The sequence below is a fragment of the Streptomyces sp. AN091965 genome (assembly GCF_022698285.1).
Taxonomy (GTDB): Bacteria; Actinomycetota; Actinomycetes; order Streptomycetales; family Streptomycetaceae; genus Streptomyces.
Genome location: NZ_JALDMY010000001.1, coordinates 2,192,359 through 2,212,730, shown reverse-complemented (window position 1 = coordinate 2,212,730; position 20,372 = coordinate 2,192,359). Strand labels below are relative to the sequence as shown.

Annotated in this window: 16 protein-coding genes; 13 read left to right on the top strand and 3 right to left on the bottom strand. The window is 70.9% G+C overall.

What is annotated here, in order from left to right; translation table 11 throughout:
* Positions 1-4: 4 nt before the first annotated feature.
* The 4 genes from secD (at position 5) to MQV74_RS08835 (ending at position 6,305) form a co-directional block, all read left to right on the top strand.
* Positions 5-1,828 (top strand): protein translocase subunit SecD, encoded by a 1,824-nt coding sequence (gene secD, locus MQV74_RS08850; RefSeq protein ID WP_242715561.1) that lies wholly within the window; start codon positions 5-7, stop codon positions 1,826-1,828.
* A 1-nt stretch (position 1,829) separates the two neighbouring features.
* Positions 1,830-2,960, top strand: coding sequence for a protein translocase subunit SecF (gene secF / locus MQV74_RS08845; RefSeq protein ID WP_242715559.1), 1,131 nt, complete (start codon positions 1,830-1,832; stop codon positions 2,958-2,960).
* A 17-nt stretch (positions 2,961-2,977) separates the two neighbouring features.
* Complete coding sequence (locus MQV74_RS08840) at positions 2,978-3,517, top strand: adenine phosphoribosyltransferase (RefSeq protein ID WP_171075670.1); 540 nt, start codon at positions 2,978-2,980, stop codon at positions 3,515-3,517.
* A gap of 190 nt (positions 3,518-3,707) precedes the next feature.
* Positions 3,708-6,305 (top strand): RelA/SpoT family protein, encoded by a 2,598-nt coding sequence (locus tag MQV74_RS08835; protein ID WP_242715558.1) that lies wholly within the window; start codon positions 3,708-3,710, stop codon positions 6,303-6,305.
* Positions 6,306-6,391: 86 nt separating this feature from the next.
* Here MQV74_RS08835 and MQV74_RS08830 read toward each other — a convergent pair whose 3' ends face one another.
* Both MQV74_RS08830 and MQV74_RS08825 read right to left on the bottom strand, forming a co-directional pair.
* Positions 6,392-7,624 (bottom strand): DUF349 domain-containing protein, encoded by a 1,233-nt coding sequence (locus MQV74_RS08830; RefSeq protein ID WP_172387620.1) that lies wholly within the window; start codon positions 7,622-7,624, stop codon positions 6,392-6,394.
* A gap of 177 nt (positions 7,625-7,801) precedes the next feature.
* Positions 7,802-8,629 carry a peptidylprolyl isomerase gene (locus MQV74_RS08825; RefSeq protein WP_242715556.1) on the bottom strand — a complete coding sequence of 276 codons (828 nt, stop codon included), beginning with the start codon at positions 8,627-8,629 and terminating at the stop codon, positions 7,802-7,804.
* Between the two features lie 181 nt (positions 8,630-8,810).
* On the opposite strand from MQV74_RS08825, the gene MQV74_RS08820 reads away from it, so the two are divergent.
* From MQV74_RS08820 to rpsD, 5 genes are all read left to right on the top strand, one after another.
* Positions 8,811-9,533, top strand: a complete 723-nt coding sequence (locus MQV74_RS08820) for an MBL fold metallo-hydrolase (protein ID WP_242715554.1) — start codon at positions 8,811-8,813, stop codon at positions 9,531-9,533.
* A 15-nt stretch (positions 9,534-9,548) separates the two neighbouring features.
* Complete coding sequence (hisS, locus tag MQV74_RS08815; protein ID WP_242715552.1) at positions 9,549-10,811, top strand: histidine--tRNA ligase; 1,263 nt, start codon at positions 9,549-9,551, stop codon at positions 10,809-10,811.
* A gap of 175 nt (positions 10,812-10,986) precedes the next feature.
* Positions 10,987-11,628, top strand: a complete 642-nt coding sequence (locus MQV74_RS08810; protein ID WP_242728551.1) for a vitamin K epoxide reductase family protein — start codon at positions 10,987-10,989, stop codon at positions 11,626-11,628.
* Positions 11,629-11,685: 57 nt separating this feature from the next.
* Positions 11,686-13,041, top strand: coding sequence for a replication-associated recombination protein A (locus MQV74_RS08805; protein WP_242715550.1), 1,356 nt, complete (start codon positions 11,686-11,688; stop codon positions 13,039-13,041).
* A gap of 327 nt (positions 13,042-13,368) precedes the next feature.
* Positions 13,369-13,983 carry a 30S ribosomal protein S4 gene (gene rpsD, locus MQV74_RS08800; protein WP_138958578.1) on the top strand — a complete coding sequence of 205 codons (615 nt, stop codon included), beginning with the start codon at positions 13,369-13,371 and terminating at the stop codon, positions 13,981-13,983.
* 22 nt (positions 13,984-14,005) lie between these two features.
* On the opposite strand, the gene MQV74_RS08795 is transcribed toward rpsD, so the two are convergent.
* Complete coding sequence (locus tag MQV74_RS08795; protein ID WP_242715549.1) at positions 14,006-16,243, bottom strand: ATP-binding protein; 2,238 nt, start codon at positions 16,241-16,243, stop codon at positions 14,006-14,008.
* 195 nt (positions 16,244-16,438) lie between these two features.
* Between MQV74_RS08795 and MQV74_RS08790 the strand changes: the two genes are divergently transcribed.
* Genes MQV74_RS08790 through ruvX form a run of 4 tightly spaced genes read left to right on the top strand, consistent with a single transcriptional unit; the run spans position 16,439 to position 20,370 of the window.
* Entirely contained in the window at positions 16,439-16,867 is a 429-nt protein-coding gene (locus MQV74_RS08790; protein ID WP_030681106.1) for a DUF948 domain-containing protein, read from the top strand.
* Positions 16,868-16,874: 7 nt separating this feature from the next.
* Positions 16,875-17,228: a DUF6167 family protein gene (locus MQV74_RS08785; protein ID WP_242715547.1), complete on the top strand. Its 354-nt coding sequence runs from the start codon at positions 16,875-16,877 to the stop codon at positions 17,226-17,228.
* Positions 17,228-19,900, top strand: a complete 2,673-nt coding sequence (gene alaS / locus MQV74_RS08780; RefSeq protein WP_242715545.1) for an alanine--tRNA ligase — start codon at positions 17,228-17,230, stop codon at positions 19,898-19,900. Before MQV74_RS08785 ends, alaS begins: the two co-directional genes overlap by 1 nt.
* On the top strand, positions 19,897-20,370 hold the full coding sequence (gene ruvX / locus MQV74_RS08775) for a Holliday junction resolvase RuvX (RefSeq protein ID WP_242715543.1): 474 nt from the start codon (positions 19,897-19,899) through the stop codon (positions 20,368-20,370). Before alaS ends, ruvX begins: the two co-directional genes overlap by 4 nt.
* Positions 20,371-20,372 lie beyond the last annotated feature (2 nt).

The following is a 20,372-nucleotide window of genomic DNA, read 5'->3' as shown; positions in this document are numbered from 1 at the left end:
GAAGGTGGCAGCACCCAAGAAGGGCAGAAGGCAGGGTACCCAGGGGAAACCGGGTCGCACCCTGGTCTTCATCCTGATCGCCCTGGTGGCGCTCACCGGGGGGATGTTCCTCTCCGGGCACACCACGCCCCGCCTCGGTATCGACCTCGCCGGTGGTACGAGCATCACGCTCCAGGCGAAGAACGAGCCGGGCCAGAAGAACGCGATCAACGAGACCAACATGAACACGGCTGTTGACATCATCAACAAGCGTGTCAATGGTCTGGGTGTCTCCGAGGCCGAGGTCCAGACCCAGGGCTCCGAGAACATCATCGTCAACATCCCCAAGGGCACGAACGCCAAGCAGGCGCGCGAGCAGGTCGGCACGACCGCGCAGCTGTTCTTCCGGCCGGTCATCGCCCGTCAGCCCAGTGCTCCGGTGGACGGCGGCAAGGACAAGGGCGACAAGGGCGACAAGGACAAGAAGGACAAGCCGAGTTCGTCCCCGACCCCGGGTGCCAGCGACAAGGGCACGAACAAGGACGGCGACAAGGACGGCAAGGGCGACAAGTCCAAGGACGAGTCGGCCTCTCCCTCCTCGACGCCCACGACCCAGGGCCGTTCCGTCACCGACGGCCTGAAGGACGAGCCCACCCCGTCCGGCAAGTCCAGCGACAAGCCGCAGGACAAGAAGGACGAGACGCCGAAGCCCGACCCCACCGGCGACCCCTCCGTCAAGCTCCAGGAGCAGTTCGCCAAGCTCGACTGCACCGACCCCAAGGTCCGCACGAAGATCAAGGAAGGCGTCAAGCCGTCCGACCCGGTCGTGGCCTGCGGCAAGGACAGCGACGGCAACTGGAACAAGTTCATCCTTGGCCCGTCCGAGGTCAGCGGCAAGGAGGTCGACGACGCCAAGGCCGTCTTCGACACCCAGGGTGCCGCCGGCTGGAAGGTCACCATGGACTTCTCCAAGACCGGCACCAAGCAGTTCGGCGAGATCACCGGCAAGCTCGCGGGCAAGCAGTCCCCGCAGAACGAGTTCGGCATCGTCATGGACGGCGAGGTCGTCTCCTGGCCCTTCGTCCAGCAGGCGCTCACCGGCGGCCAGGCCGAGATCTCCGGCAGCTTCGACCAGGACGAGGCCAAGGACCTGGCCAACATCCTGTCCTACGGCGCGCTCCCGCTGACCTTCAAGGAGCAGAGCGTCACCACCGTCAGCGCGGCCCTCGGCGGCGAGCAGCTGCACGCCGGTCTGATCGCCGGCGCCATCGGCCTCGCGCTCGTCATCATCTACCTGGTGGCGTACTACCGCGGCCTGGCGCTCATCGCCATCGCGAGCCTCGGCGTCTCCGCGGCGCTGACGTACACGATCATGACGTTGCTCGGCCCGACGATTAAGTTCGCGCTGAACCTCCCGGCCGTCTGTGGCGCGATCGTCGCCATCGGCATCACCGCCGACTCCTTCATCGTCTACTTCGAGCGCATAAGGGACGAGATCCGCGAGGGCCGTACGCTGCGGCCCGCCGTCGAGCGCGCCTGGCCGCGGGCCCGGCGCACCATCCTGGTCTCGGACTTCGTGTCGTTCCTCGCCGCCGCGGTGCTCTTCGTCGTCACCGTCGGCAAGGTCCAGGGCTTCGCGTTCACGCTGGGTCTGACCACGCTGCTCGACGTCGTGGTGGTGTTCTTCTTCACCAAGCCGCTGATGACGATCATGGCCCGCAAGAAGTTCTTCGCGGGTGGCCACAAGTGGTCCGGTCTCGACCCGAAGCGGCTCGGCGTCACCCCGCCGCTGCGCCGCGCACGCCGTGCGAGCGCCCCCGCCGCCCCCGTCGACCCGAAGGAGGCGTGAGATGTCGAAGCTCGGCAATCTCGGCGCCCGGCTCTACCGCGGCGAGGTCGGCTACGACTTCGTCGGCAAGCGCAAGATCTGGTACGGCATCTCCATCCTCATCACCATCACGGCCTTCGTGGCCCTGATGGTGCGGGGCCTGCACATGGGCATCGAGTTCGAGGGCGGCGCCGTCTTCAACACGCCCAAGACCAGCGTGTCCTCCGCCAAGGCCGAGGAGATCGCGGAGGAGGCGTCCGGCCACCAGGCGATCGCCCAGCGGCTCGGCAACGACACGCTGCGCATCCAGATCAGCGGCGTGGACACCGACAAGTCCGACCACATCAAGTCCGAGCTCGCCAAGGAGCTGGACGTGAAGGCGGACGACATCAACGCCGACCTGGTGGGTCCCAGCTGGGGTGACCAGATCGCCAACAAGGCCTGGCAGGGCCTGGCGATCTTCATGATCCTCGTGGTGATCTACCTGGCGATCGCCTTCGAGTGGCGCATGGCCCTGGCCGCGCTCATCGCGCTCATCCACGACCTCACCATCACCGTGGGTGTGTACGCACTCGTCGGCTTCGAGGTGACGCCGGGCACGGTCATCGGCCTCCTGACGATCCTCGGCTACTCGCTGTACGACACGGTCGTGGTCTTCGACAGCCTCAAGGAACAGTCGAAGGACCTCGCCAAGCAGACCCGCTTCACCTACAGCGAGGTCGCCAACCGTTCGATCAACAGCACGCTGGTCCGGTCGATCAACACCACGGTCGTCGCGCTGCTCCCGGTGGCCGGTCTGCTGTTCATCGGCGGCGGCTTCCTCGGCGCGGGCATGCTGAACGACATCTCGCTCTCGCTGTTCGTCGGCCTCGCCGCGGGCGCGTACTCGTCGATCTTCATCGCCACTCCGCTGGTCGCGGACTTCAAGGAGACCGACCCGCAGATGAAGGCGCTCAAGAAGCGGGTGCTCGCCAAGCGCCGTGCCGCGGCCGCCAAGGGCGAGTCCGAGGAGGCCCCGGCGCCCGACGCCGAAGCCACCGAGGCCGCCGATGACGCCGAGGACACCCCCGCGGTCGTCGGTCCGCGCTCGGGCCCCCGCGCCCAGCCCGTCCGCAACCGCGGCCGGGGCCGCCCCTCGGGCAAGCGCCGATGACGGAGACGGAAACGCCGATGACCGAGATCAAGGAACTGCTGCTCAGCCGCATCCGCGACGTGGCGGACTACCCGACGCCCGGAGTGATGTTCAAGGACATCACGCCGCTGCTCGCCGACCCGGCGGCCTTCGCGGCGCTCACCGACGCGCTCGCCGACCTGAGCGTGCGCAGCGGCGCCACGAAGATCGTCGGCCTGGAGGCCCGCGGCTTCATCCTGGGCGCCCCGGCGGCGCTGCGCGCAGGCCTCGGCTTCATCCCGGTCCGCAAGGCGGGCAAGCTCCCCGGAGCCACGCTCAGCCAGGCCTACGACCTGGAGTACGGCAGCGCCGAGATCGAGGTGCACGCCGAGGACCTGGTGGCGGGCGACCGCGTCATGGTCATCGACGACGTCCTGGCCACCGGCGGCACCGCCGAGGCCTCGCTGCGGCTCATCCGCCGGGCGGGCGCCGAGGTGGCCGGTGTGGCGGTCCTGATGGAGCTGGGCTTCCTGGGCGGCCGGGAGCGGCTGGTTCCCGCTCTGGACGGCGCGCCCCTGGAGGCGCTCCTCACGGTCTGAGGACCCCGTGGGGCCGCTGAGGCGGCCCCACGGGACACCGAGGCGGGCCCGGCGGAATCCGGCGCCCGCCTCTGGCGTTTCTCCAGTACGGAGCCGTCTCACCGGCCGAGGGCGAGCCGCGGGCCCAGGATCGATACCATGGGCACTTCGGGACCTCACCGGGGGACCCGATCGCGCACAGGGAGCGCTCTTGCCAGACGAGTCCCAGCCACTTGCCGCCGCCAAGCCCGTCGATGAGTCCGAGCGGGCCACGGCGCCCGCCGCCACGTCCGCGCGCCGGGCGCCGGGCACGACGCCGGCGGCCCCCGCGCCGGGCGGGACGACCACGCCCGGCGCCACCCCGGCCCGCGGCGAGCGGAGCGAGCAGGCCGCCGGGGCCGACAAGCCGGAGCGGGCGGCCGAGCGGCAGCCCCGCCCCGCGCCCCAGCCCGAGCGCCCCGCCCCGCCCCCCGCGGCGGCCCGCCCCGCCACCGGCAAGCCGGAGCGCTCCGGCTCCTCCAACCGGGTGCGCGCCCGCCTGGCCCGCCTGGGCGTGCAGCGCTCCAATCCGTACAACCCGGTCCTGGAGCCCCTGCTGCGGATAGTGCGCAGCAACGACCCCAAGATCGAGACCGCCACGCTGCGCCAGATCGAGCGGGCCTACCAGGTCGCCGAGCGCTGGCACCGGGGCCAGAAGCGCAAGAGCGGCGATCCGTACATCACCCACCCGCTGGCCGTCACCACGATCCTGGCGGAGCTGGGCATGGACCCGGCCACGCTCATGGCGGGCCTCCTCCACGACACCGTCGAGGACACCGAGTACGGCCTGGAGCAGCTGCGCCGCGACTTCGGCGACCAGGTGGCCCTCCTCGTCGACGGCGTCACCAAGCTCGACAAGGTCAAGTTCGGCGAGGCCGCGCAGGCCGAGACCGTGCGCAAGATGGTCGTCGCCATGGCCAAGGACCCCCGCGTCCTGGTCATCAAGCTCGCCGACCGCCTGCACAACATGCGCACCATGCGCTACCTCAAGCGCGAGAAGCAGGAGAAGAAGGCCCGCGAGACGCTGGAGATCTACGCTCCACTGGCGCACCGCCTGGGCATGAACACCATCAAGTGGGAGCTGGAGGACCTCGCCTTCGCGATCCTCTACCCCAAGATGTACGACGAGATCGTGCGCCTCGTCGCCGAGCGCGCCCCCAAGCGCGACGAGTACCTGGCCATAGTGACCGACGAGGTCCAGGCCGACCTGCGCTCCGCGCGCATCAAGGCCACCGTCACCGGCCGCCCGAAGCACTACTACAGCGTCTACCAGAAGATGATCGTCCGCGGCCGTGACTTCGCGGAGATCTACGACCTGGTGGGCATCCGCGTCCTCGTCGACACGGTCCGCGACTGCTACGCCGCCCTCGGCACGGTGCACGCGCGATGGAACCCGGTCCCCGGCCGGTTCAAGGACTACATCGCGATGCCCAAGTTCAACATGTACCAGTCGCTGCACACGACGGTCATCGGCCCCAACGGCAAGCCCGTCGAGCTCCAGATCCGCACGTTCGACATGCACCGCCGCGCCGAGTACGGCATCGCCGCGCACTGGAAGTACAAGCAGGAGGCCGTCGCCGGCGCCTCCAAGGTGCGCACCGACGCCCCCAAGTCGTCCGGCAAGAAGGACGACCACCTCAACGACATGGCGTGGCTGCGCCAGCTCCTCGACTGGCAGAAGGAGACCGAGGACCCGGGCGAGTTCCTGGAGTCCCTGCGCTTCGACCTGTCGCGCAACGAGGTCTTCGTCTTCACCCCCAAGGGCGACGTCATCGCGCTGCCCGCGGGCGCCACTCCCGTGGACTTCTCGTACGCCGTCCACACCGAGGTCGGTCACCGCACCATAGGCGCCCGGGTCAACGGCCGGCTCGTGCCGCTCGAATCGACCCTCGACAACGGCGACCTGGTGGAGGTCTTCACCTCCAAGGCCGCGGGCGCGGGCCCCAGCCGCGACTGGCTCGGCTTCGTGAAGTCGCCCCGCGCGCGCAACAAGATCCGGGCCTGGTTCTCCAAGGAGCGCCGCGAGGAGGCCATCGAGCAGGGCAAGGACGCCATCGTGCGGGCCATGCGCAAGCAGAACCTGCCGATCCAGCGCATCCTCACCGGCGACTCGCTCGTCACGCTCGCGCACGAGATGCGCTACCCCGACATCTCGTCCCTCTACGCCGCGATCGGCGAGGGCCACGTCACCGCGCAGAGCGTGGTGCAGAAGCTCGTCCAGGCCCTCGGCGGCGAGGAGGCCGCCAACGAGGACATCGCCGAGAGCGCGCCGCCCGCCCGCAGGGGCCGCTCCAAGCGCCGCTCCAGCGCGGACCCGGGCGTCGTCGTCAAGGGCGTCGACGACGTGTGGGTCAAGCTGGCCCGCTGCTGTACGCCGGTGCCGGGCGACCCCATCATCGGCTTCGTCACGCGCGGCAGTGGCGTATCGGTTCACCGCAGCGACTGTGTGAACGTGGACTCGCTGTCCCGTGAGCCCGAGCGCATCCTCGAGGTCGAGTGGGCGCCCACGCAGTCCTCGGTCTTCCTCGTCGCCATCCAGGTCGAGGCCCTGGACCGCTCGCGCCTGCTCTCGGACGTCACGCGCATCCTCTCGGACCAGCACGTCAACATCCTGTCGGCGGCCGTCCAGACCTCCCGCGACCGCGTCGCCACCTCCCGCTTCACCTTCGAGATGGGCGACCCCAAGCACCTGGGGCACGTCCTGAAGGCGGTCAGGGGAGTGGAGGGCGTGTACGACGTGTACCGCGTGACGTCGGCGCGCCGACCGTAAGCACACCCCCGGAAACCGGGCTCCACGTAGAGGGGCTCCCGTACGTCGCGTACGGGAGCCCCTCTACGTAGCCGGTGGAGAACCGCTCAGCCGCCGAACTCCTCCAGGCCCTTGAGGGCCTGGTCCAGCAGCGCCTGACGGCCGTCGAGCTCCTTCTGGAGCTTGTCCGCCTTGGCGTTGTTGCCCGCCGTGCGCGCGGCCTCGATCTGGCCCCGCAGCTTGTCCACGGCGGCCTGGAGCTGACCGGTCAGGCCCGCGGCGCGCGCCCGCGCCTCGGGGTTGGTCCGGCGCCACTCGGCTTCCTCGGACTCCTGCAGGGCCCGCTCCACGGCGTGCATCCGGCCCTCGACCTTGGGCCGGGCGTCACGCGGGACGTGGCCGATGGCCTCCCAGCGCTCGTTGATGGAGCGGAAGGCCGCGCGGGCCGCCTTCAGATCCGTCACCGGGACGAGCTTCTCGGCCTCGTCCGCCAGCTCCTCCTTGAGCTTGAGGTTCTCGCCCTGCTCGGCGTCACGCTCCGCGAAGACCGAGCTGCGCGCCGCGAAGAACACGTCCTGGGCGCCGCGGAAGCGGTTCCACAGGTCGTCCTCGTGCTCGCGCTGGGCACGGCCCGCCGCCTTCCAGTCGGCCATCAGCTCGCGGTAGCGCGCCGCCGTCGGGCCCCAGTCCGTCGAGTTCGACAGGGCCTCGGCCTCCGCGACCAGCTTCTCCTTGGCCTTGCGGGCCTCCTCGCGCTGCGCGTCCAGCTGCGCGAAGTGGGCCTTGCGGCGCTTGGAGAACGCCGAGCGGGCGTGCGAGAAGCGGTGCCACAGCTCGTCGTCGGACTTGCGGTCCAGGCGCGGCAGCCCCTTCCAGGTGTCCACAAGCGCCCGCAGCCGCTCGCCCGCCGACCGCCACTGCTCGCTCTGCGCGAGCTCCTCGGCCTCCGCGACCAGCGCCTCCTTGGCGTGCCGCGCCTCGTCCGACTGCTTGGCCTTCTGGGCCTTGCGCTCCTCACGGCGCGCGTCGACCGACGCGACGAGCTTGTCGAGCCGCTTGCTCAGGGCGTCCAGATCGCCCACGGCGTGCGCCTCGTCGACCTGCTGCCGCAGGTGGTCGATGGCGACCGTCGCGTCCTTGGCCGACAGATCGGTCGTCTGCACCCGGCGCTCGAGAAGTCCGATCTCGACGACCAGACCGTCGTACTTGCGCTCGAAATAGGCCAGGGCCTCGTCGGGAGATCCTGCCTGCCACGAACCGACCACTCGCTCGCCGCCGTCGGCCGTACGCACGTACACGGTCCCCGTCTCGTCGACGCGGCCCCACGGGTCGCTGCTCACAGCGCCTCCTCCACATGATGCCTGCACAAGGCCACGGGCCCCCGGCATCGTCCACAGTTTCGTCACCGCCAACATAGGCGACCGGCGGGGCGGCTGTCCGCATCCAGCACGAGCGAAATTCACCGCCTGTGCCCGGGACGCGCACGTGGTCGCCTTCCGGACTTCTCCGGTGCCGCCTCAGGACTTCCGTACAGTCGCCTTGTCGATGACCACCGTCGCGTTCGGCGCTCCGTCGCCCCGTCCGGAACTCTCACCCGCGGCGGCGATCTTCTTCAGGACCTTCATGCCCGCCGCGGAGACCGTGCCGAACGGCGTGTAGTCGGGCGGCAGCTGACTGTCCTGGTAGACGAGGAAGAACTGGCTGCCGCCGGTGTCGCGGCCGGTCTTCTTCGCGGCGTTGTAGCGGTTCGCCATGGCCACCGTGCCCGCCGGGTACACATTGCCCTTCAGGCGCTTGTCCTTGAGGTTCTCGTCCGGGATCGAGTAGCCCGGGGTGCCCTCGCCGGTGCCCTTGGGGTCGCCGCACTGCAGCACGTTGACGTTGCCCGAGGTGAGGCGGTGGCACGCGGTGTGGTCCAAGTACCCCTTGTTCACCAGGAAGTCGAAGGAGTTGACGGTGTGCGGGGCCTTCGCCGCGTCCAGGGCGAGGTCGATGTCGCCGCACGTCGTGCCCAGCTTCATCGTGTACGAGGCCGACTCGTCGATGGTCAGCGCCGGCTCCTTCTTGAAGCTGAGCGGCTTGACCTTGCCCGGGGCCGCCTTGCGGCAGGGGTCCGCGGGCTTGCTGGGCGTCGGGCTCGGCGCGGCGTCGTCCTTGGTGGAGCCGCCGCCGTCGAAGGCGCCCGCCGCGTAGGAGGCGGCGCCTCCGGCCACGACCAGGGCGAGCGCGCCCGCGATGACTCCGTTGCGCAGGCGCCGGCGGCGCTGGGCGACCTCCCGCCGCTGCTGCTGCCGCAAGTACTTCTCCCGTGCGAGCTGCTTACGCCGCTGCTGCTGGCTGACCACCGGGCCCACTCCTCGAACGTCTCATCCGTCGTCTCGTCTGCTGTCGTCGGCGCGCGGCACGAGGGGCCGCGCGTGCCCCGTACCGTATATGGGTTGGCTGTGGAATCGGCAGCGCCGGTAGGCTCTGACCCGCCGCAATCTCCGCTGCCACTCAGCCGTAGGACCAAAACGAAGGACGATCGTGCTCATTGCCGGGTTTCCCGCCGGAGCCTGGGGCACCAACTGCTATCTGGTCGCCCCCGCCGCAGGCGAGGAGTGCGTGATCATCGACCCGGGGCACGAGGCCGCCCCGGGCGTCGAGGAAGCGCTCAAGAAGCATCGGCTCAAGCCCGTCGCCGTGGTCCTCACCCACGGCCACCTCGACCACGTCGCCTCGGTCGTCCCGGTCTGCGGCGCGCACGACGTGCCCGCCTGGATCCACCCCGAGGACCGGTACATGATGAGCGACCCGGAGAAGGCCCTCGGCCGCTCCATCGGGACCCAGCTCATGGGCGAGCTGACGGTCGGGGAGCCCGACGACCTGCGGGAGCTGACGGACGGGGCGAACCTCAGCCTCGCCGGGCTCGACCTCACCGTCGCGCACGCGCCGGGCCATACGAGGGGGTCGGTGACCTTCAGGATGCCCGAGACGGCCGACATCCCGTCGGTCTTCTTCTCGGGCGACCTGCTGTTCGCCGGCTCCATCGGCCGCACCGACCTGCCCGGCGGCTCCCACCCCGAGATCCTCGAGTCGCTGGCCCGGGTGTGCCTGCCGCTCGACGACTCGACCGTGGTGCTTTCGGGCCACGGCCCCCAGACGACCATCGGCCAGGAGCGCGCCACCAATCCGTATCTGCGGCAGGTGGCCGCCGACCGCCAAGGCCGGGGCGCGGACCCGACGTCCGCACCCCGACGAGGAATGTGACGAGAGACTGCTGAAGTGAGCACCTTCAAGGCCCCCAAGGGCACGTACGACCTGCTGCCGCCCGCCTCCGCGACGTATCTGGCGGTGCGCGAGGCCATCGCGGCCCCCCTGCGCAACTCCGGGTACGGCTATGTGGAGACCCCCGGCTTCGAGAACGTCGAGCTGTTCGCGCGCGGCGTCGGCGAGTCCACGGACATCGTCACCAAGGAGATGTATTCGTTCACCACACGGGGCGGCGACAAGCTCGCTCTGCGCCCCGAAGGCACCGCGTCCGTGCTGCGCGCCGCCCTGGAGGCCAACCTGCACAAGGCGGGCAACCTCCCGGTCAAGCTCTGGTACTCGGGCTCGTACTACCGCTACGAGCGCCCGCAGAAGGGCCGCTACCGCCACTTCTCGCAGGTCGGCGCAGAGGCCATCGGTGCCGAGGACCCGGCGCTCGACGCCGAGCTGATCATCCTGGCCGACCAGGCCTACCGCTCCCTCGGCCTGAAGGAGTTCCGCATCCTGCTGAACTCGCTCGGCGACAAGGAGTGCCGCCCCGTCTACCGCGCCGCCCTCCAGGACTTCCTGCGCGCGCTCGACCTGGACGAGGAGACGCGCCGCCGCGTCGACATCAACCCGCTGCGCGTCCTGGACGACAAGCGCCCCGAGGTGCAGCAGCAGCTCGTCGGCGCCCCGCTCCTGCGCGACTACCTGTGCGACGCCTGCAAGGCGTACCACGAGCAGGTGCGCGAGCTGCTCGCCGCCGAGGGCGTCCGCTACGAGGACGACCCGAAGCTGGTCCGCGGCCTGGACTACTACACGCGCACGACCTTCGAGTTCGTCCACGACGGCCTCGGCTCGCAGTCCGCCGTCGGCGGCGGCGGCCGCTACGACGGCCTGTCCGAGATGATCGGCGGCCCCGCGCTGCCGTCCGTCGGCTGGGCGCTCGGCGTGGACCGCACGGTGCTCGCCCTCGAGGCGGAGGGCGTCTCCCTGGAGCTGCCCGCGGCCACCAGCGTGTTCGCGGTGCCCCTCGGCGACGAGGCCCGCCGGGTCCTCTTCGCGAAGGTCACCCAGCTGCGCAAGGCCGGGATCGCGGCGGACTTCTCGTACGGCGGCAAGGGCCTGAAAGGCGCGATGAAGAACGCCAACCGCAGCGGCGCGCGCTTCACCGTCGTTGCCGGTGAGCGCGATCTGGCGGAGGGCGTCGTCCAGCTCAAGGACATGGAGTCCGGCGAGCAGGAGGCCGTCGCCGTGGACGAGATCGTGGAGCTCCTCAAGGGCAAGCTGGCCTAGGACGGCAACGACGCAGGGGTGGGGCGCGTTCCGGCGCCCCACCCCTGCGTCGTTCGCGCTTCCCCCGTAGGTGTCCCCTTATGTCCACCCGACGATGGACTCACAGCGGCTTGCGGCACAATGACCCTTCCCCGGGCCACCCACGAGCGATGGAAACGGCGTGATGAGCGAACCGATGTCAGTGAAGCAGTCAGTGAGGGACGGCGCCGCTCCGGGCGAGGACCGTGCGGACGCGTCCCGTTCCGTCGGCGGGAGCCGGGCGTTCGCGCTGCTTCTGGTGGTCACGGGCGTGGCGGGCCTGTGGGCTTCGTGGATCATCACGCTCGACAAGTTCGAGCTGTTGAAGGACCCCGACTTCCAGCCCGGGTGCAGCATCAACCCGGTGGTGGCCTGCGGCAGCATCATGAAGAGCGAGCAGGCGGAGGCGTTCGGGTTCCCGAACCCGATGCTGGGGCTCGCGGCCTACGCCGTGGTGATCGGCGTGGGGATGAGCCTGCTGGCCGGGGCGCGGTTCCCGCGCTGGTACTGGCTCACGTTCAACGCGGGCACGCTGTTCGGCGTGGGGTTCTGCACGTGGCTGCAGTTCCAGTCGCTGTACCGGATCAACGCGCTGTGCCTGTGGTGCTGCCTGGCGTGGGTCGCCACGATCCTGATGTTCTGGTACGTGACGTCCTTCAACATCCGCAACGGCTTCCTGGCCGCGCCGCGCTGGCTGAAGACCTTCTTCGAGGACTTCACCTGGGCCCTGCCGGTCATGCACGTCGGCGTGATCGCCGTACTGATCTTCACGCGGTGGGGCGCCGACCTCTGGGCCTGAGCCCGCGCACCGGCGGTCCCGGACCGATTGTCAGTGGGGTGGCATAGGGTTCTCGACGTGGAGCCCGACCTGTTCACCGCCGCAGCAGAGGACCGCCAGGAGAAGGACCCGGCGAGCAGCCCTCTGGCCGTCCGCATGCGCCCGCGCACGATCGACGAGGTCGTCGGCCAGCAGCATCTGCTGCGGCCCGGGTCGCCGCTGCGCCGCCTCGTCGGCGAGGGCAGCGGCGGGCCCGCGGGACCGTCCTCGGTGTTCCTGTGGGGCCCGCCCGGCATCGGCAAGACGACCCTGGCGTACGTGGTCTCCAAGGCGACGAACAAGCGCTTCGTGGAGCTGTCCGCGATCACCGCGGGCGTCAAGGAGGTCCGCGCGGTCATCGACGGCGCGCGCCGGGCCATGGGCGGCCACGGCAAGGAGACGGTGCTCTTCCTCGACGAGATCCACCGCTTCAGCAAGGCGCAGCAGGACTCCCTGCTCCCCGCCGTCGAGAACCGCTGGGTGACCCTGATCGCGGCGACCACCGAGAATCCGTACTTCTCGGTGATCTCCCCGCTCCTGTCCCGCTCCCTGCTCCTGACCCTGGAGCCGCTCACGGACGACGACCTGCGCGGCCTGTTGCGGCGCGCCCTCACCGAGGAGCGCGGCCTCGGGGGAGCGGTCACCCTGCCCGAGGAGGCCGAGGCGCACCTCCTGCGGATCGCCGGCGGTGACGCGCGGCGGGCCCTGACCGCCCTGGAGGCGGGCGCGGGCGCGGCCCTCGCCAAGGGCGAGCAGGAGATCACGCTCCAGACCCTGGAGGAGTCCGTCGACCGCGCGGCGGTGAAGTACGACCGCGCGGGCGACCAGCACTACGACGTCGCGAGCGCCCTCATCAAGTCCATCCGCGGCTCGGACGTGGACGCGGCCCTGCACTATCTGGCCCGGATGATCGAGGCGGGCGAGGACCCCCGGTTCATCGCCCGCCGCCTGATGATCTCCGCGAGCGAGGACATCGGCCTGGCCGACCCGGGTGCCCTGCCCATCGCCGTCGCCGCGGCTCAGGCCGTCGCCATGATCGGCTTCCCCGAGGCCGCGCTGACCCTGAGCCACGCCACCATCGCCCTCGCCCTCGCCCCGAAGTCGAACGCGGCGACGACGGCGATCGGCGCCGCCCTCGAAGACGTCCGCAAGGGCCACGCGGGCCCGGTCCCGCCCCATCTGCGCGACGGCCACTACAAGGGCGCGGCCAAGCTGGGCCACGCCCAGGGCTATGTCTACCCGCACGACCTGCCCGAGGGCATCGCCCCCCAGCAGTACGCCCCGGACGCCCTCAAGGACCGCACGTACTACACCCCCACCCGCCACGGCACCGAGGCGCGCTACGCGGACGCGGTGGAGTGGACCAGGAAACACCTGGGTCGCAAGCGGCCCTGAGCAGCCTGTAGACTTCCCCGAAGCGCTGAGTCCCGTGTCCGGTCCCGTACCGGCACCACCAGAGCGGGACATCCAGCCGGAGATCCGGCCCCCGGGCGGGGATCTCCAGGAGCGTCGCGCACCGTCGAAGGTGTCGCGGGCAGCCCACCACCATCCCCCAGGGGAAGCGGTCGGTGGGCCACTCGCGTGCTGCACATAGTGCCCAGACCCAGGAGCGGCTGCCGGGTGTGTCCCTCAGGGGCCCGCCGGGTTTCCCGGGCTGCGGATGTGACCTCCCCTAACCCTGGTGAAGCCGATCACGTACAGAAAAGCAGAGGTGTTTGGTTCATGGCGAACCAGTCCCGCCCCAAGGTCAAGAAGTCGCGTGCCCTCGGCATCGCGCTGACCCCGAAGGCCGTCAAGTACTTCGAGGCCCGCCCCTACCCGCCGGGCGAGCACGGCCGCGGCCGCAAGCAGAACTCGGACTACAAGGTCCGTCTGCTCGAGAAGCAGCGTCTGCGCGCGCAGTACGACGTGTCCGAGCGCCAGCTCGTCCGCGCCTACGAGCGTGCCGCCAAGACCCAGGGCAAGACCGGTGAGGCCCTGGTCATCGAGCTCGAGCGTCGTCTCGACGCCCTGGTCCTGCGTTCGGGCATCGCCCGCACGATCTACCAGGCCCGTCAGATGGTCGTCCACGGCCACATCGAGGTCAACGGCCACAAGGTCGACAAGCCGTCCTTCCGTGTGAAGCCGGACGACGTCGTCATGGTCCGCGAGCGCAGCCGCCAGAAGCCGCTGTTCGAGGTCGCGCGCGAGGGTGGCTTCGCCGCCGACGGCGAGACCCCGCGCTACCTCCAGGTCAACCTGAAGGCCCTGGCCTTCCGCCTGGACCGCGAGCCGAACCGCAAGGAGATCCCCGTGATCTGCGACGAGCAGCTCGTCGTCGAGTACTACGCCCGCTGACCCGGACGTAGCCTCACCTGGCTCAGCCCGTCGTCTCCCCGCCCTTACGGGTCGGGGAGGCGGCGGGTTCGCGCGTGTGGGGGGCCGGTCCTTCGGCCCGTGCCGTGCGCCTGCCGCGCCGCGGCCCCGAGGCGACGTCTGTGCCCCGGCCGAGCGCCCGCGCCACCGCCGCGTCCGGCGGCAGCAGGGCCCCGGCCCGCAGCTGGGCCTCGTACAGCTCGTCGCCGAGCCGCTCCCTGGCCCGTGCCTCGCACAGCGCGTGCGGGCCGCCGAAGTACTGCGAACCGAACAGCGGAAGCCCCACCGACGGCCAGATCCGCGAGGCCACGCCCTGCAGCACGGCCGCCTCCGCCGCGTCGCCCTCCGTCGCCGTGAACAGCGCGAGCAGCTCCACCGCGAGGACCGTGCCGAGCAGGTCGTGGAAGGCGTGGTCGAGGTCGAGGCAGCGCGTGACGAGCTCGCGCGCGAGGTCCGGCTCGCCCCGCGTCCACGCCGCGTACCCGAGGACGTACAGCGCGTAGGCCAGCGTCCAGCGCTCGCCGTGGTCCTCGCACACCTGCCGCACCTCCTCGCACAGCGCCACGGCATCGCCGAGCGACCCCTGGAAGGCCAGGGTCATCGCCAGCTCGACCTGGCCCATCAGCACGTTGCTGTTCAGCTCGCCGATGCGCCGGTATTCGTCGAGGGCCGTGCGCAGCAGCCGCTCCGCGCGCGGCATGTCGTCCGAGACCAGGGCGAGACAGCCCAGACGGTGCACCGCGTACGCCGCCGCGACGGCGCTGCCCGTGCGCTCGGCGGTGTCCTGGCACTCCTGGAGCGCGCAGAGCGCGGGCACCGTGTCGCCCTGCAGGATCGCCACGTAGCCGAGCACCCACAGCGCCTTCAGGCGCGATTCCTCGTGGCCGCCCTCCAGGTCCACGGCCCGGTCCAGCCAGTGCCTGCCCTCCGCGAGCCGACCGCAGCCCACCCAGCAGAACCACAGCGTGCCCGCGAGGTACTGGCCGAGGTGCGTCTCCTCCGGCTCGGTGAGGCAGAACTCCAGGGCGGCCCGCAGATTGGGCAGCTCGCACTCGACGAGCGTGGCGACCTCCGCCTGCCGCGGCGAGAACCAGTCCAGCTCGCACCAGGTGGCCAGGCCCATGTACCAGTCGCGGTGCCTGCGCCGCATCCGCGCGGTGTCCCCGGTCGCCCGCAGCCACTCGGCGCCGTAGGCCCTGACGGTGTCGAGCATGCGGTAGCGCACGCCCGTGGGGCTCTCCTCACGGGTCAGCACCGACTGCGCGAGGAGCTCGTCGACGATGTCGAGCACCTCCTCGGCGAGCAGCCCGTCGCCGCTGCACACGTACTCGACGGCCTCCAGGTCGAAGGGCCCGGAGAACACCGAAAGCCGGGTCCACAGCAGCCGCTCCTGCGCCGTGCACAGCTCGTGGCTCCAGCCGATCGCCGTACGCAGCGTCTGGTGCCGGGGCAGCAGATCGCGGTGGGCCCCGGTCAGGAGCCGGAAGCGGTCGTCCAGGCGGGCGAGCAGCTGCCCCGGCGAGAGCGCCCGCAGCCGCCCGGCGGCGAGCTCGAGGGCGAGCGGGATGCCGTCCAGGCGGCGGCACAGCTCAAGGACCTCGGCGTGGTGGCCGCCGTCGAGGGCGAAGCCGGGCAGACAGGCCGCGGCCCGCTCGGCGAACAGGGCCGCCGCGTCCGACTCCGCCATCGGCGCGAGCGGGAAGACGCGCTCGCCCGCCATGCCCAGCGGCCTGCGTCCGGCGGCGAGGACCCGCAGGCCCGGGCAGCGCACGAGGAGGTCGTGCACCAGGGAGGCGGTGGCCGCCACGAGGTGCTCGAACCCGTCCACCACGAGCAGCAGTTCCCGCCCGGCGAGCCGGTCGAGCAGCACCTGGCGGGGCGAGCGGCTGGTGTGGTCGGTCAGCTCCAGGGCGCTGGCGAGCGCGTGTTCCACGAGCTCGGGGTCGCGCACGGAGTCCAGCTCCACCAGCCAGGCGCCGTCGCGCGGCCGGACGGCGGCGGCCGCCCGCGCCGCGAGCCGGGACTTGCCGACGCCGCCGACCCCGGTCACCGTGATCAGCCGGGCCGCGGCCAACGCCTCGGTGAGGGCGGCCAGTTCGGCGCTGCGGCCCACGAAGGCGGTGAGCTCCGCCGGGAGGTTGCCCGCAGGGCCGTCCGCCGCCGGGTCCGGGGGAGGGGACGACGGGTCGGCGGCGGCTGCTGAATCGTTCCGACGGTCGTCGGGGCGCTGAGGGCGTCGCATGGGGTACGGAGCGTACTCACGCGTACGCGGTCCGTACAATCAGCTCGGGTCAGTTCCGCTCATGCCCCCCGCTCCAAGTGCCGCGTGCGGTAATGCGGTACGGAGCCGGGGCCCCGGCGCGATAGGGTCGGAGCACGACTTTTCGACGTTCGACGACCCTGGAATCCAGGGCGGTGTCTCAGGGAGCGGTGCACAGTGTCCGGTGGAGAGGTGGCCGGGATCCTGGTGGCCGTCTTCTGGGCGATTCTGGTCTCCTTCCTGGCGGTGGCGCTGGCGAGGCTGGCGCAGACGCTCAGGGCGACCACCAAGCTCGTCGCGGACGTGACCGAGCAGGCGGTGCCGCTCCTCGCCGACGCGTCGACGGCGGTGCGCTCCGCGCAGACCCAGATCGACCGCGTGGACGCCATCGCCTCCGACGTCCAAGAGGTCACGTCGAACGCGTCGGCGCTGTCGACGACCGTGGCCTCCACCTTCGGCGGACCCCTGGTCAAGGTCGCGGCGTTCGGCTACGGAGTGCGCCGGGCCATCAGCCGTAAGGAAGTGCCCGCCAAGCCGTCCCGTCGTACGGTGATCGTGGGCCGCACCCTCCCGTCGGCACGGCGGGGCAAGCGGAAGAAGGACTGACGCAGCGATGTTCCGACGTACGTTCTGGTTCACCGCGGGCGCGGCCGCCGGCGTCTGGGCCACCACCAAGGTCAACCGCAAGCTGAAGCAGCTCACCCCCGAGAGCCTCGCCGCGCGGGCCGCCGACAAGGCCGTCGAGGCCGGACACCGGCTCAAGGACTTCGCGCTCGACGTCCGTGACGGCATGGCCGAGCGGGAGGCCGAGCTCGGTGACGCCCTCGGTCTGAACGCCCCGGTCGACCCCGAGCTGCCCGCCCAGCGCCGCCTCGCGCTCGTCGAGCCCGCCACCGAGAAGAACCCCAAGTCCCTCGCGAACACGACGGACACGACGTACTCGTACAACCGGAATGAGGACCACTGATGGAGTCGGCTGAAATCCGTCGCCGCTGGCTGAGCTTCTTCGAGGAGCGTGGGCACAAGGTCGTGCCGTCGGCGTCACTGATCGCGGACGACCCGACGCTGCTCCTCGTCCCCGCGGGCATGGTGCCCTTCAAGCCCTACTTCCTGGGCGAGACCAAGCCGCCCGCCCCGCGCGTCACCAGCGTCCAGAAGTGCGTGCGCACGCCGGACATCGAAGAGGTCGGCAAGACCACCCGGCACGGCACGTTCTTCCAGATGTGCGGCAACTTCTCCTTCGGTGACTACTTCAAGGAAGGCGCGATCAAGCTCGCCTGGGAGCTGCTCACCTCGCCCCAGGACAAGGGCGGTTACGGCCTGGACCCGGAGAAGCTCTGGATCACCGTCTACAAGGAGGACGACGAGGCGGAGCGCATCTGGCGCGACGTGATCGGCGTCCCCGCCGAGCGCATCCAGCGCCTGGGCATGGGCCCGAACTTCTGGTCCATGGGCGTGCCCGGCCCCTGCGGCCCGTGCTCCGAGATCAACTACGACCGCGGTCCCGAGTTCGGCGAGGAGGGCGGCCCGGCCGTCAACGACGAGCGCTACGTGGAGATCTGGAACCTGGTCTTCATGCAGTACGAGCGCGGTGCGGGCCAGGGCAAGGAGGACTTCCCGATCCTCGGCGACCTGCCGTCGAAGAACATCGACACGGGTCTCGGCCTGGAGCGCCTGGCCATGATCCTGCAGGGCGTACAGAACATGTACGAGACCGACACCCTGCGCGTCGTCATCGACAAGGCCACCGAGCTGACCGGCGTGCGCTACGGCGCCGAGCACGGCTCGGACGTCTCGCTGCGCGTGGTCGCCGACCACATGCGCACCTCCGTCATGCTCATCGGCGACGGCGTCACCCCCGGCAACGAGGGCCGTGGCTACGTCCTGCGCCGCATCATGCGCCGCGCCATCCGCAACATGCGCCTGCTCGGCGCCACCGGGCCGGTCGTCGCCGAGCTCGTCGACTCGGTCATCAAGACCATGGGCGAGCAGTACCCGGAGCTCCTCACCGACCGCAAGCGCATCGAGACCGTCGCGCTCGCCGAGGAGGCCGCCTTCCTCAAGGCCCTCAAGGGCGGCACGAACATCCTCGACACGGCCGTCAGCGACACCAAGGCCGCCGGTTCCAGCGTGCTGCCGGGCGACAAGGCGTTCCTGCTCCACGACACCTGGGGCTTCCCGATCGACCTCACCCTGGAGATGGCCGCCGAGCAGGGCCTGACCGTGGACGAGGACGGCTTCCGCCGCCTGATGAAGGAGCAGCGGGAGCGCGCCAAGGCCGACGCCCAGGCCAAGAAGACCGGCCACGCGGACATGGGCGCCTACCGCGAGATCGCCGACAGCTCCGGCGCCACCGACTTCACCGGCTACAGCCTGACCGAGAACGAGGCCGTGATCGTCGGCCTCCTGGTCAACGGCGCCTCCTCGCCCGCCGCCACCGAGGGCGACGAGGTCGAGGTCGTCCTGGACCGCACCCCCTTCTACGCCGAGGGCGGCGGCCAGATCGGCGACACCGGCCGCATCCGCCTGGACAGCGGTGCCGTCATCGAGGTCCGCGACGTCCAGAAGCCGGTGCCGGGCGTGCACGTCCACAAGGGCGTCGTGCAGGTCGGCGAGGTCACGGTCGGCGCCCCGGTGTGGGCCTCGATCGACTCCCACCGCCGCCGCGCCATCGCCCGCGCCCACTCCGCCACGCACCTCACGCACCAGGCGCTGCGCGACGCCCTCGGCCCCACGGCCGCCCAGGCCGGTTCCGAGAACCAGCCGGGCCGCTTCCGGTTCGACTTCGGCTCGCCGTCCGCCGTGCCCACGGCCGTGATGACGGACGTCGAGCAGCGGATCAACGAGGTCCTCTCCCGCGAGCTGGACGTCCAGGCCGAGGTCATGTCCCTGGACGAGGCCAAGAAGGCGGGCGCCATCGCCGAGTTCGGCGAGAAGTACGGCGAGCGCGTGCGCGTGGTGACCATCGGCGACTTCTCCAAGGAGCTGTGCGGCGGCACCCACGTGCACAACACCGCCCAGCTGGGTCTGGTGAAGCTGCTCGGCGAGTCCTCCATCGGCTCCGGCGTGCGCCGCATCGAGGCCCTGGTCGGCGTGGACGCGTACAACTTCCTGGCCAAGGAGCACACGGTCGTCGCCCAGCTCCAGGAGCTAGTCAAGGGCCGTCCGGAGGAGCTGCCCGAGAAGATCTCCGGCATGCTCGCCAAGCTGAAGGACGCCGAGAAGGAGATCGAGAAGTTCCGCGCGGAGAAGGTCCTCCAGGCCGCCGCCGGTCTCGCCCGGGGCGCCAAGGACGTGGCGGGCATCGCCCTCGTCACCGGCCAGGTCCCGGACGGCACGGGCGCCGACGACCTGCGCAAGCTGGTCCTCGACGTGCGCGGCCGCATCCCCGGCGACCGCCCGGCCGTGGTCGCCCTGTTCACCTCGGCCAACGGCAAGCCCCTCACGGTCATCGCCACCAACGAAGCCGCCCGTGAGCGCGGCCTGAAGGCCGGTGACCTGGTCCGCACCGCCGCCAAGACCCTCGGCGGCGGAGGCGGCGGAAAGCCGGACGTCGCCCAGGGCGGTGGCCAGAACGTGGCCGCCGTCGGCGACGCCATCGCCGCCGTCGAGCGTCTCGTCGGCGAAACCGCCCGATGAGCTCCGTCAGACGGGGCCGCCGCCTCGCGATCGACGTCGGGGACGCCCGGATCGGGGTCGCCTCGTGCGACCCCGACGGGATCCTCGCGACGCCGGTGGAGACGGTGCCGGGCCGGGACGTCCCGGCCGCCCACCGCCGCCTCCGCCAGCTCGTGGAGGAGTACGAACCCATCGAGGTCGTGGTCGGACTCCCTCGCTCCCTCAAGGGGGGCGAGGGCCCGGCCGCCGTCAAGGTCCGCGCCTTCGCCCAGGAGCTCGCCGCCGGGATCGCCCCCGTTCCGGTGAGGCTCGTGGACGAGAGGATGACCACAGTGACGGCCAGTCAGGGACTGCGCGCCTCCGGGGTGAAGTCCAAAAAGGGCAGGTCTGTCATCGATCAGGCCGCGGCGGTCATCATCCTGCAGCAGGCCCTGGAGTCCGAACGGGCGTCAGGCAAGGCTCCGGGTGAGGGCGTCGAAGTGGTCATCTGATC

What these genes read in the sequence shown, in the direction of transcription:
- secF (WP_242715559.1), top strand. Translation starts at nt 1,830, where the DNA reads ATGTCGAAGCTCGGCAATCTCGGCGCCCGGCTCTACCGCGGCGAGGTC.
- MQV74_RS08840 (WP_171075670.1), top strand. Translation starts at nt 2,978, where the DNA reads ATGACCGAGATCAAGGAACTGCTGCTCAGCCGCATCCGCGACGTGGCG.
- MQV74_RS08810 (WP_242728551.1), top strand. Translation starts at nt 10,987, where the DNA reads ATGTCAGTGAAGCAGTCAGTGAGGGACGGCGCCGCTCCGGGCGAGGAC.
- rpsD (WP_138958578.1), top strand. Translation starts at nt 13,369, where the DNA reads ATGGCGAACCAGTCCCGCCCCAAGGTCAAGAAGTCGCGTGCCCTCGGC.
- MQV74_RS08795 (WP_242715549.1), bottom strand. Translation starts at nt 16,243, where the DNA reads ATGCGACGCCCTCAGCGCCCCGACGACCGTCGGAACGATTCAGCAGCC.
- MQV74_RS08785 (WP_242715547.1), top strand. Translation starts at nt 16,875, where the DNA reads ATGTTCCGACGTACGTTCTGGTTCACCGCGGGCGCGGCCGCCGGCGTC.
- alaS (WP_242715545.1), top strand. Translation starts at nt 17,228, where the DNA reads ATGGAGTCGGCTGAAATCCGTCGCCGCTGGCTGAGCTTCTTCGAGGAG.
- ruvX (WP_242715543.1), top strand. Translation starts at nt 19,897, where the DNA reads ATGAGCTCCGTCAGACGGGGCCGCCGCCTCGCGATCGACGTCGGGGAC.